The 12,818-nt window shown below is 57.2% G+C and carries 9 protein-coding genes; 4 read left to right on the top strand and 5 right to left on the bottom strand.

From position 1 onward, the window contains the following. The first annotated feature begins 42 nt into the window (after positions 1–42). A complete protein-coding gene (locus AC1AWD_RS01195) occupies positions 43–2,349 on the top strand; it encodes a DUF4037 domain-containing protein (RefSeq protein WP_476563247.1) in 2,307 nt (768 codons plus the stop codon). A 174-nt stretch (positions 2,350–2,523) separates the two neighbouring features. Next, entirely contained in the window at positions 2,524–3,156 is a 633-nt protein-coding gene (locus tag AC1AWD_RS01190) for a DUF4125 family protein (protein WP_476563246.1), read from the top strand. Positions 3,157–3,842: 686 nt separating this feature from the next. Here AC1AWD_RS01190 and AC1AWD_RS01185 read toward each other — a convergent pair. Both AC1AWD_RS01185 and AC1AWD_RS01180 read right to left on the bottom strand, forming a co-directional pair. After that, complete coding sequence (locus AC1AWD_RS01185; protein ID WP_476563245.1) at positions 3,843–4,628, bottom strand: YidH family protein; 786 nt, start codon at positions 4,626–4,628, stop codon at positions 3,843–3,845. Continuing rightward, positions 4,621–6,384, bottom strand: a complete 1,764-nt coding sequence (locus AC1AWD_RS01180; protein WP_476563244.1) for a PspC domain-containing protein — start codon at positions 6,382–6,384, stop codon at positions 4,621–4,623. Before AC1AWD_RS01180 ends, AC1AWD_RS01185 begins: the two co-directional genes overlap by 8 nt. Positions 6,385–6,666: 282 nt before the next feature. Between AC1AWD_RS01180 and AC1AWD_RS01175 the strand changes: the two genes are divergently transcribed. Together AC1AWD_RS01175 and AC1AWD_RS01170 are read left to right on the top strand one after the other, a co-directional pair. Beyond that, positions 6,667–7,989, top strand: a complete 1,323-nt coding sequence (locus AC1AWD_RS01175; RefSeq protein ID WP_476564513.1) for an ATP-binding protein — start codon at positions 6,667–6,669, stop codon at positions 7,987–7,989. 14 nt (positions 7,990–8,003) lie between these two features. Beyond that, a complete protein-coding gene (locus AC1AWD_RS01170) occupies positions 8,004–8,741 on the top strand; it encodes a LuxR C-terminal-related transcriptional regulator (protein ID WP_476564511.1) in 738 nt (245 codons plus the stop codon). 140 nt (positions 8,742–8,881) lie between these two features. On the opposite strand, the gene galE is transcribed toward AC1AWD_RS01170, so the two are convergent. The 3 genes from galE to AC1AWD_RS01155 form a co-directional block, all read right to left on the bottom strand. Further along, on the bottom strand, positions 8,882–9,901 hold the full coding sequence (galE, locus tag AC1AWD_RS01165; protein ID WP_476563243.1) for a UDP-glucose 4-epimerase GalE: 1,020 nt from the start codon (positions 9,899–9,901) through the stop codon (positions 8,882–8,884). Between the two features lie 237 nt (positions 9,902–10,138). Next, the gene (locus AC1AWD_RS01160) at positions 10,139–11,650 is read right to left on the bottom strand and encodes a UDP-glucose--hexose-1-phosphate uridylyltransferase (RefSeq protein ID WP_476563242.1); all 1,512 of its coding nucleotides are present in this window, start codon (positions 11,648–11,650) and stop codon (positions 10,139–10,141) included. Then, on the bottom strand, positions 11,650–12,732 hold the full coding sequence (locus tag AC1AWD_RS01155) for a phosphotransferase enzyme family protein (protein ID WP_476563241.1): 1,083 nt from the start codon (positions 12,730–12,732) through the stop codon (positions 11,650–11,652). Before AC1AWD_RS01155 ends, AC1AWD_RS01160 begins: the two co-directional genes overlap by 1 nt. Positions 12,733–12,818 lie beyond the last annotated feature (86 nt).

Raw genomic sequence — 12,818 nt, 5'->3', positions numbered from 1 at the left:
GTCTTACACTGGTAGGAGATTTTCCTGGTGTAAGGAGACGCAATGGGCGAGGATGCTTTGGACACGGACGCAGCGAATAGCGAGACGAACGACGCAGCAAACAGCACAACGGACAACGCAGCAGGCTCCGCCGCAAACGGCGGCGCCGCCTGGGACGCGCAGGAGTTTTTACGCGGTCTTGACGCGATTTTCGACGCGCATGTTGGTGAGACGAAAGCCGAACCATATCTGCTGGAGGCATTAACAGATGCCGAAAACGCTGGCGATGACGCCGGTCAGCTCACCGTACTGAACGAAATCATGGGATTTTATCGGTCGCGGGGCCGTCATGACGACAATCAGTGGATGATTCAGCGCGCAATGGAGCTGGGGCTGCGCATGCGCATTCAAGGCACGGAAGCGTGGGCGACGACGCTGATTAATGCAGCGACCAGTATGCGTGCCGCCGGGCGTTATGATCAGGCCACCGATTTGTACGATATGGCGTTGGCCGAGGCGTCGCGCTGCTTCTCCCCTGCAGATCGCCGCCTGGCCGCATTGCATAACAATATTTCGATGCTATACAGCGAAACCGGCAACCTCGCACAAGCCGACCGGGAACTGCGCGCGGCGTTGGATATTCTGCGACAATCCAGCATTGACGCGTCGACTGACATTGACATCGCGTCCACACATACGAATTTGGCGCTGGTCTTGCTGGGTGAGGCGCAGGCGGCCACCGCCAATGCCGATTCCTCCGCGGCCGCTGATGATACAAGCGGCAGCGGCGACACGGATGCCGCCGGCAACAACACCGCAAACGACGCAGCGTCACGATTGCTGCGGGATGCCCGCAAGCATGCGCAGGCCGCGCTTGATATCTACAAGGCTGGTCATTTGGAAAACAACAGCCATTACGCATCCGCCTTGGCAGGGTTCGCGCAAGTGAGTTTCACCGATGGTGATTTCGCCGCAGCTGCGAACGGATACCGCCGCTCATTGGCGGTAATCGAGGATTGCTACGGCAAGGATAGCGACTATTGGAAAATCACCGACGCGAATTTGCAGCAGGTGATTGAGATCGCCCGCAATCATGGCGTCAATATTGACGAGCCTGCCGCTAATGCGCCTCTCTTCCCTGCAGCATCATCACAACCAGCGTCGCAACCGTCAGCATCCTCGCCGGCAACGCCATCATCCGCATCATCCGATGCATCCGCGACGTCGCCAACATCACAACAATCTTCCACTTCGGAGTCAGCGGCATCATCATCCGCAATACCAACGTCTGCATCATCCGACGTGTCACTGGCAGCGCAGCAGCCGCCGGCAACGCCTGCCGCCGCCGCACCGGCCAATATCACTGGCATGCAGCTGGCCCGCGAATATTGGAAGACGTATGGCAAGCCGCTGCTCGCCAGCAAGTACGCCGCATATCAGGGCCACATCGCCGCCGGCCTCGTCGGGCACGGTTCGGAATGTTACGGTTTCGACGACGCGATTTCACGCGACCATGATTTCGGCCCCGGCTTCTGCCTATGGCTGACCGACGAGGATTATGAGGCGATCGGCGAGCAATTGCAGGCCGATTACGACGCATTGCCGCAGGAATTCATGGGATTCGGCCCACGCGAGGCGACGCCGCGAGCGCAAGGCGCAGGCAGGCGTGTCGGAGTATTTCGCATCGGCGATTTTTTCGCCGGTATCACCGGCTACGAACAGGCGCCGGGCGACGACAGTCCGCATGAGTGGCTGATGTTGGATGAGCCGACATTGGCCGCGGCGACGAATGGCCAGGTGTTTGCTGATCCGTTGGGCGCGTTTTCAAAGCGGCGTCAAGGTTTCAAATTGATGCCTGACGATGTGCGCTTGTCGCTGATTTCGCGCCGCTTGGGCATGATCGCACAGTCCGGCCAATACAATCTGCCGCGCATGTTGGCCCGCAATGATGGCGCCGCGGCAATGGCAAGCATTCATGAATTCGCTGAGGCCGTCGTTTCACTGGTTTTCCTTATTAATACGCCGATTTCGGCCGGATATATGCCGTATTACAAATGGCGTTTTGCGGCGCTGCGCGCGTTGAGCGCCCGCATGGCGGCCCGTTTGCCGGATGCGTGCGCGCGTTTGGAGGAAATATTGCGATTGTCGTCAGCGGCCTGTTTTGGCGGCGCCGGTTTTGGCGAGGGCGGCAAGGGCGCGGCTCCGGCGGCCGCTCGTGTGAATGCGCTTGTTAATGAAATCTGCGCCGATATCGTCGCTGAATTGCGCCATGAAGGCTTGACGTCTTCGGATGACGTCTTCTTGGAATGGCAGAGGCCATACGTGGAGGCGCATATTCGCAGCGATTCGCCGGTGCTGCACAGCCTGTGACACCGTCGTGCTTCGCCGCGACATCACCGTATCGGAAGCATCGCATCGTCGCGGCTGACGCCGTCACGGCAACGTCACCGCGATCTCGCCGCAATATCACGGCAACATCACAGCACTGTCAATCGTGAAAACATCCGTGAAACATAATCAACAATGTGTGGAAAGCCATCGATAATGTCTGAAGAACAAGTATCCAACGAAGCACTCATCGAAGCGATCATTACACTGGAATGGGATCAATTTCAGAACACCACCAATGAAGGCGGCCGCGCATCTTGCCAAGGTAATTGGCCGATGTTCCATCAGATGCGCGACAGCCAATTTTTGACGTGGCCACGCGATCTGCTGGAAAGCTACCGCGACGATTTGGTTAATGCGAATCAGGTTGGCCGCAATCTCATCACCGAAAAATATGGACGCATGATGGCCTCGACCGTACCGGAGGATTACCGGCGCAACATCGAGCCGTATATTCCGCGACTTACCGACGAGCGAATCGCCCGCCAGGAGCAGGTAATCGAACGTCAAGTCGCATGGGCCGCGGATTTTCGCGAGCGCTATCCGAAACTCGGCATGGCGATGCGTGTATTGACCACAGCCGAAGACACCGCTGAGGACACGTCGTTCGAAACGTATCTGCGCGGCGAATTGAGCACATATTCCGATGCAACGTTCGCTCTGTATGAGCGGATGGTAGTGGATTTCGCCGCCTCCGGCCGTAATCTCACCGAGGAGACGATCCGTAACACCGTGTTCTTGGGTGGATTTTCCGGTCTTGACGAGGCTGAGGCTATGCAGGCCGCATAACCCACGCCGTACCGGCTCTGTCCTGTTCAAGAACGTGATTTTCTTGGGGAAATCACGTTCCGCCCATCAACTCCGAAGCCAAAACGTTGGAAGCAACTCCACCCACACAATGCATGGGCAGTATCAACAGAATGTACGAGTGACGCAACACACAGCAGCACACAATATGTAACGCCATCAGAATGTACGGGGTGGCCCACTTGCGGATTCCCCTCCTTTCATTAAGCGCGGCCGGGAACACCAGCAGAATTGCAAGGTGGCGCACGCGCGTTGTATCCCGCACATCGCGATGTGTGTGCTGCATCAGCAGAATACATAGAGGAGCACACGCGCAATGTGTAGGTGACACTAACACATTGTGCATATGGCACCCACACAATGTGCGCCCTACCCCCGTACAACGCACATTGTGTGTCCGAACAACGCACAATGTGCGCTAATCCGACACGCAATGTGCGTACCGGAAACCAATGACGCACAATGTGCGAGTGCCACTAACACAATGTGCATATGGCACTGGCACAATGTATGAGTAACACACGCACAATGTGCGGGTGACGCGCGCGCAATGTGCGGGCCGAGAAGGCACATTGCGTATGTGGAGACGATGCCCGACAACAGCACACGTGCATCGCTCATCGCCACAGGCACATTGTGCTCGCCGGTAAAATACTCTCCTGTTGTTTTTAATGTTGCGGATTGCGGCCGGCTTCGCCCATTGTTAGATCGGATTCAGCCAATTTACTGTTTTTGCGATTACCGATTGCTTTGGAAACGCCCCAGACGACGGCGACTACCAGCAGAATCGCACCGATTCCGCCGAAAACAACTGCAATCAGAACACGCGGCTCAAACTGGGAGAGGTTAATAGGCATCCAATAGCCGAACATTGCAGTGAATAGACCAAGCAGAATCATCAGCACGCCCAAAACAATGGTCATGACGCTGGGGCCTTTAGGTCGTACGACAGGACTCTGCATCGGAGCTTGGCGAGGAACCTGCACATACGGATATGCGGGTCGCTGCCGGAATCCGTTCATATTACCGGGATTCATTGGATTTCCTTGTTGAGGAGTCCCTGATTGCGACGGCATCCCAGAATGCTGAGCCCCCTGCATTCGTGGCGGTTCGGCGCTATACAACGGCACCTGACTGCCGGGGGTAGCATCATATTGCGCGGATTGCGCAATGGGCTGATCCAACTTCGAAGCAGCATCAGTAGCCTTCTGATTACCATCTACAGTCGACTCATCGAAAGACCCACGCATATGATTCACCGGCATCGTGGAATCATCGGACGCCACAGTAGTTTCATCAGATGCCACAGACTGCTTACGCATCGCCACCGTCGGTTCGCCAGGTGCCGAAGTCACCTTGCTCAGCTGCACCGTAGGTTCGCCGGAGGCCGCAGTCACCTTGTTCATTTGCACCGTAGGCTCATCGACACGCGACATTTTCGTAGTGTCACTCATGGTCGGACTCCTTGTGATAGATGCCGTCACCGGCCACAGACCTGCCGGCCGAAGGCAACGTGTTTTGTGATTCATATTGAACGATGATCTTGGCGTCAGCGACTCCCCGAACATTGATATTCAGGTCCGGTACAGCGGATTCCGGCGCCACCGCACGGCACGGCCAATACGGATCGGAAGGAATATCGTCGGAGGAGATGACCTCATAATCAACGGTATCGCACACATCCTGCGCAGATACCTCCATGGAGGACTCCCAGTCGAAGGGTGAGGAAAGGGAGACGCCACCATACTGGCCGATAAACGAATGGCGTCCGTACCCATAGCTGCCATCGCCGGCCCAACCATTGTTGAATGTCCAGCCGCAACCGTCCGGCAATGTGACGTACACACGGGATTCCTCGGCGTAAAGATTCAGCGTTCCCGCCGGGCATGCACTGTCCACCGCACTGCCATCGTTCAGCCTTCCCGTGTGCGTACCGTTATTGCGGACGTAATCGGCCAAATCGATGTGTACGATGCTCTCGTCGTAATCATCTCCAAGAAAGGCTATGCCTTGCGTATATGCCTGCATCTGCTCCGGAGACGACCCGTATACACGCAAATCACCCACTTCGACCCTGTTGTAGTTTCCGATGCCGCGACGAACCTCATTCAACGAGTACGCGTATCCCATGGAGACGAAGAGCATGCATGAGGCGACGATGGCTGCACACCATGCCAAGGGGTGCAGGCCTCCGGCACGACGTCCGAAAGCGCCCAATCCGACGATCAATACACCAAGCGCCGCGCAGATGATGCCGGACCATATGCATAGCCGTTGCAGGTCTTCCGTTATCGAGTCCGTGCCATCAAGACCGAGGGCGACCGCCCCTACGCTTACAAGCATCAAACCCAATGCGACCAGCACGACAAGAGGGCCGGCCGGTTTACGACGCACACGTTTGGGGCACGGGACCTCCTGCGGAGCACGATATGCGAAAGTCACCGGCATTCCGTCCGGCATCGGCTGCTGTGGCGCCGCCTGCATCAGCGGGACCGACTGCGTAGACGAAACCGGCCCTGCAGGAGGAACCGGCTGCTCCGATTGATGTGTTGACCGCATCGTGTTCGTCGGAGGCATATTTGTCGCAGACATGTTCTCCGACGACATAGCCGATGAATACGCCGTGGTTGCGGAATATGGAGGAATCGCAGCCCCCATCGGACGCTGCTCGTATCGCCAAGCTGCGCGCTCGCTGGCACGGACCAGATACCACAACAGCACCGCAGCCAATGCGAAGGCCAACCATCCGGTGCCCGGAATCAGCAATGCGCATGCCAGACACAGGAACACGCCGACCATGCTCCAATCCCACTGCCCATCAACCAGATCCTGCACAAGAATATGACCATTCCTACTATCCGGGAGCAGCATCCAAGCCAATCCATAAAAGGCGGCACCAGCACCAAACAGCAATACTGAAGCGACCATCAGCGAGCGCACCAGCACGGTGCTCCAGCCGAGACGTTGGGCTATGCCGTCGCATGCGCCGCCGATCCAGCGATCATCCGTCCGCTGCAATCCGCTCTCGCGAATACGGCGGAACAACCGTTGCAGCCAGGTCTCCTTCGGGATGTCGCCATAGGGAACATTGCTGTACGGCGCATTGTTATACGAAGTGCCACCATATGAGGCGCCCCCATGCGCCGCATCATCGTATCGCATAGTTCCGTCGCGCCTGTCAGCGCGATAATCATCATTCATACCGTTCATGTTTTCATTACAGCAGTCAGACGTCTTCCCCACCCCCGGGAAACACCCTGAATGCACCCTGAATTTCCCCTTCAGGCATCGCATCGCCTCCCCCAGGCGCGGCACAATGGAATCATGCCCGATTCGATGAAACACCAGCGGCGTATCACTTTGCCCGCCGACGGCACTGCGGCAAACCGCATGCCGCCGTATGCCGGCCCCTATGCGACATCAGCGTCTTCTGAGACTGCCGACACCGCCCACTCGCGGTTGCAGCCGATACGTCCTGCGAAGCTTCCCCTGATGCGCCCTAGGCAAGGCCGCTGGCTGGCTGGCGTCTGCAAAGGCATCGCCATGCATCTTGGAATTAGAGTCGGCGTCGTACGGTCGCTGTTCGTCATCTCCACGATGATGTGCGGAGCTGGAACGGCCGCGTATATCATGCTATGGATGCTCGTGCCAACGGGCGACCCCGTTGTGCAGGCCGCACGACAGGCGCGATTCAACGACATCAATGCCCCACTGTCTCGTGGAAACATACAGTATGGCGGCACAGCAGAAGCTTTTAATAATGCCGATGCGGAAGAGACGACCTCGTCCGGAGAGAGCCTCTCCGAAATGTTTCGTCATGCGTCAAAACCGGCGCTGATTGCAGCGGCAGGCATCATATTGCTCACACTCGCTCTGTTGCTGACGGCCAGCGGCGTCAATCGAACGCTGATTCTTCCGGCGGTGCTCACACTCAGCGGCATCGGCATATCCTGGCTGCGGTACAACGCGAAGGACGGCCAATCGTGGACCATGATTGGCGGAATCGTTTTGATTTTCCTCGCCTACATATTGGTGGCGGTCGACGTAACGCAACAGCGATACGGCACAAGCGCGCCGCATATGATCATCGCGGGATTCCTGATGTTAATCAGCATTGTGTTGACCGTCGTGCCGTGGGCGGTTTCTTTGATTCGCGACATCGGCACCGAACGGGCGTTGAAGGAACGCGAAGAGGAACGTGCCGATATGACCGCACATCTGCATGACGGGGTGTTGCAGACGTTGGCGCTGATTCAACTGCATGCCGGCGAGGCGCAAACCGTATTCACATTGGCTCGATCCCAAGAGCGCGAGCTGCGCGAATGGCTATATCAGGAGCGTTCCACATCGGATCGCTCCATCAAAGCGGGCCTCAAACTCATCACCGCACAAGTCGAAGACGATCATGGCAAGCCGATTGAAGTGGTTACCGTCGGCGACGCCCAACCGAGTGCGCAGACCGACGCGCTGCTTGATGCCACGCGGCAGGCCTTGGTCAATGCGGTCACGCACGGTGCGGAACCCATTTCCGTATATTGCGAAGTGCATGACGGCACCGTCGAGATTTTCGTGCGCGATCACGGCAATGGTTTTGACATTCATGCGATTCCGCAGGGCAGACTTGGCATTAAGGAATCGATTATCGGCAGGATTCAACGCCGCGGCGGTACAGTGGAAATCGTATCCCGCGAAGGCTGGGGCACGGAAGTGCGCATGCATATGCCAATTGGCGTAGGTACCGAGCGCGGAGGCAGCGCCAGCACAACTGGAAGCACACCTAACGCGCCCGAATACGGCGAGGAGATTCAACGATGAATGATGCAGCGATGATGAATGACACGACGACGGACGATGCGCCGTTTGACGGCACCGCCGAGCAGAAGCCGATTCGCATTGCGGTCGTGGACGATCATGAAATGTTTCGTGCAGGCGTGGTTGCGACGTTGAAGCCATATTTCGATATTGTCGGGCAGGCGCCTGATGTGGAAGGCTCGGTTGCGATGATTGCACAGACGAAGCCGGATGTCGTGCTGTTGGACGTGCATGTGCCGGGCGGCGAAGGTGGTGGCGGCGCGGAGATTCTGGCCAAAGCGAAGCTGTATTCACCGCATTCGGTGTTTCTTGCCTTGTCCGTTTCCGATTCCCCGCAGGATGTGGGCGCCGTGATTCGTGCGGGCGCACAAGGCTATGTCACCAAAACGATTTCCGGCAATGATCTGATCGCCTCAATCAAACAGGTTTATGAGGGTTATGCAGTGTTTTCACCGAAGCTGGCGGGATTCGTACTTTCCGTATTCCAAGGCGGACCGGCAACCGGCGGAGCCGGCGCATATGGTGACATCACATCGGGCACGCCCATTCATGACGAGGAATTGGACCGCTTGTCGGCGCGCGAACAGGAGGTCATGCGGCTTATCGCACGCGGCTACACATACAAGGAAGTCGCCGCCGAACTGTTTATCTCCATTAAAACCGTGGAAACACACGTCAGCTCGGTACTGCGCAAACTGCAGCTTTCCAATCGCACCGAGCTCACCCGCTGGGCCACCGACCGCCGCATTGTATGACAGCACATCATAAACGCACGAAACACAAAAGCCGCGCCAGCCAGCCCATATCAGGCCAGCCGGCACGGCTTATATATCAGCGCTTCAAGCGAGACCTCAATCAGACGCTGAAATCAGACAATGCTGCAATCAGCGGCGCATCAGGCAGCACGGAAACCGTTCGGATTCTTAGTCTGCCAGTTGATCGACGATGCGGCCATATCGTCCATCGTCAATTCCGCCTTCCATTCCAGCTCGCGTTCAGCCTTCGAAGCATCAGCATAGCAGGCATCAATGTCACCGGGACGACGCGGCTTGATGGCAAACGGAATCGCGTGGCCCGCGGCCTTCTCGTAAGCCTTGATGACTTCCAGCACGGAATAGCCGTGGCCAGTGCCTAGATTGTAGGTGTACACGCCCGGCTTGTCGATATGATCAACGACTGCGACATGGCCGCGGGCCAGGTCGACGACATGAATGTAATCACGCACGCCGGTGCCGTCCGGAGTGTCGTAATCGTCACCGAAGACCTGAACTTCCTTAAGTTCACCCAATGCGACCTTCGCAATGTACGGGGTCAGATTTGCCGGAATGCCCTTCGGGTCTTCGCCCAGCAGGCCGGATTCGTGGGCGCCGACCGGGTTGAAGTAGCGCAGGATGACCACGGTCCAGGAATCGTCGGAAACGACGACGTCGCGCAGAATCTGCTCCTGGAACAGCTTGGATGTGCCATACGGATTGGTGGTGCCGCCGATTGGGGTTTCTTCGGTGATCGGCAGCTCTTCCGGCTTGCCGTATACGGTGGCGGAAGAGGAGAAGATGATCTTCTTGACGTTGTGGGCACGCATGGTCTTCAGCAGCACCAGCGTGGAATACAGGTTGTTGTCGTAGTATTCGATCGGCTTGGCCACGGATTCGCCGACTGCCTTAAGGCCTGCAAAATGGATGACCCAGTCAATGTTGTTTTCGGTGAAGATGCGGTCCATCAGCGCTTCGTCACGCACATCGCCGTCGTAACGCTTGATGGTCTTGCCAGTGATCTGCTCGACGCGATTCAGCGCTTCCGGGGAGGAATTGCCGTAATTGTCGACGGACACGACGTCGTATCCCCTATTCAGCAGTTCAATATCGGTATGCGTAGCGATATAGCCGGCGCCACCGGTGACCAGAATGGTCGTCATATGTCACTCCTTCAATCATGTCGGCTTGCTCATTCATGTCGACAGTTCAATCGTACCGGCTTTTGTCGGAAAATGATGCTTTTACACGACAAAAACGAACAATTTCTATCATGTTTTCACAAAAAATTTCGTTTGGCAATTCCAATCCGCACATTCGGACGGAATCGCCAAACGAAATTTGGTCAGGATAGCGAAATTATCGGGTCACCCGACAGATTCATCCAGCAGAATCACCCGTCAGGCCCGTTCCGCGAATCCCAAGGACCGCATGAAGCCGAACGTCAGATCCTTCGTCTTGAACACCGCCGTGTTATTGAGGATTCGTTCGCATACGCTGCCCAGTTCGTCTTCGACCGCGGCATGGATGGCGGCGCGGTCACGGGAACCGTTCAGCTTTGCCGTAAGCTCCTCCCATTCGAGGCTGAATTCGCTTTCCGCTTCCGGCAAAGGCTCCCCCGCCGCCAACGCGTCTTCGATATGTCCAAGCTGCTCGACCAGACGGCCGGGCAGAATGAACAGACCCTGCGCTTCGATCAGTCCGATCGGCTCCTGCTTGACCGGGTAGAATTCCGGATGTGCATGGAAGATGCCGTCCGGATATTCGTCGCTGACGCCGTTGTTACGGAAGATCAGGCTCATTTCATAACCACGGTCGGTGGCGATCGCACTCGGGGATAGTGCGGAACGTTTGCCGTCCTCGCCTTCGCAGATGATGCCGAGCTCCGGATTCGAATACGAAATCCAGCCTTCGCGGATGATGTCGCTGACTTCGATGATGCTGCTGCGATTCTTCGAAACGACACGCACCGCGGTTCCCGGCCAGTCGAGGATTTCGACGATGGTGTCCGGGTAGGTGTCAAGTTTCAGCGTCATCCATGCCGGAGCCTTGTGCATCGGGAGCATTTCGCCGCCGCCCTGGTAATGGTCGTGCGCGAGCACCGATCCGCCGATGCGCGGCAATGCGGCGTTGCATCCAAGGAAGTACCCGGGGAAACGATCGACGAAATCCAGCAGCTTGCCGAAGGTGGAACGGCTCACATGCATCGGCGTGTGTTCGGTGTTCACGCAGATACCGTGCTGGTCGAAGTAGCCGTACGGCGAGAACTGCCAGAACCAGTCTTCACCGCCCAATGTCACAGGCATGGTGCGCAGCGTGCGCTTGTTGCGCCCTGCGAAGCCCTCGTTCTCATGACAGATCGTGCACTGCGGGTATCCACCTGCCGTGCTGTTGCCCGCGGCCGCCTTCTTCATGTTCTTGAATTCCGGCTTGGCCATGTTGATGGTGATCACCAGACCATGCGAGTCGAAGCGCGGATTGCGGTCGAGCACGGCACGCTTGACATACGTGTTGGCGACGCAATAGTCGTAGAACCACTGCATTGCCGCCATGCCACCCTGCTCGCGCTCGACGTCGAGGAACCGCTTCTGCAGCACTGACGGGCGTGCCGAAAGCAGACCCATCACGATGTCGCCATACACGGCGGCCTCGTCGTCGTCGAACAGTCCTGCAGCGACCGCAGCGGCGCGGAAGCGAGCTAACAGGTCATCCTGTGTGTCATCGCCCGCAACCGTTCCCGTCGGACGGTACGAGTCCAATGAGAACAGCTCGAACACACGGTTGCGCGCCCAATCCGCGTCTGCGGCATCCAAATCAAGACGCTTGCAGGCAAAGTCGACCAGTGCGTCAATGCCGGCATACACATCGGCGTGCACGTCCACGCCTTGCTCTTCCTGTGTCTCTCCTACCATCAGCGAGCCGCCTTTTCTATCACTTCTTCCACGATGACGCGGGTTTCGTCGACTTTCCGCTCCATTTCCCGTACGAGCTTGATTTGCGTGCGGGTGCGCACGAGGTTGTGTTCCGGGTACTTGGTGGCGAAGTAGGTGTCGCCCACCAGGTAGTCGGCGAGGAAGCGCATGCCGCATTCCATAGTCATCATGTTGCCACCGAATGCGAGCAGTTCGATTTCACGTTCGGTCATGGTTGGGCGCACTTCGTCGACAAAGCCTTCCGCGTAGGCACGGAAGAATTCGGTGCTGAAATGCACCTTGTCGAGGTCCTTTTCGTCTTCAAGTGCAGTGGAGGCGCCAAAGCGGATGGAGTCGCCGAAGTCGAACAGCATGGAGCCCGGCATGATGGTGTCGAGGTCGATGATGGCACGGGCCTTGCCTGTTTCGGCATCCATGAGGATGTTGTTGAGCTTGGTGTCGTTGTGGGTGACGCGCAGCGGAATCGAGCCGTCGGCGAGGCCGTTCATGATGATCGGATACTGTTCGGCGTGATCCATGTAGAAGGCGATTTCGTCACGGCAACTGGCGGCGCGGCCGAGCGGGTCGGATTCAACGGCAGCCTGGAAGTCGCGGAAGCGGCTTGGCGTGTCATGGAAGTGCGCGATGGTTTCGGCCAACTGCGATGCGTCGAATTCCGCCAGATAGGTTTGGAACTCGCCGAATGCACGCCCTGCTTCGCGGAATACGTCGGAGTTGGGCACCAGATTGTAGGAGATGGTGTTTTCAATGAAATCATATACGCGCCACATGCCGCCTTCATACTCGCAGTATGATGCGCCGTCGGTGGTTCGGATGATGTTGAGCGTCTCCTTGCCTTTTGCTTTGAGCGAGGCGGTGACCAATTCGATATTGCGCATCAGATTCGCGGTATCGGGGAACACACTGGTGTTCATGCGCTGCAGAATGTAACGCTTCACATTGGTGATGACGAGATACGTGGCGTTGATGTGGCCATCGCCATATGGCGTGATGCTTTCGACGGTGCCTTCAATTTGGAAGCGGTCGGCTACGGCGGCGAGTGTTGCGTCGATGTCTGCCATGAGGTGCTTCTTTCTTCTCTGATGATGTTGCGATGCTGCGATATTTACGATTCGAATTGGTGCAGTCGATGCCGCATCCTTGGCTG

The organism is Bifidobacterium sp. LH_512, from assembly GCF_056356435.1.
The sequence above is the reverse complement of the archived record's forward strand: the minus strand, read 5'-3'. Positions and strand labels throughout refer to the sequence as shown.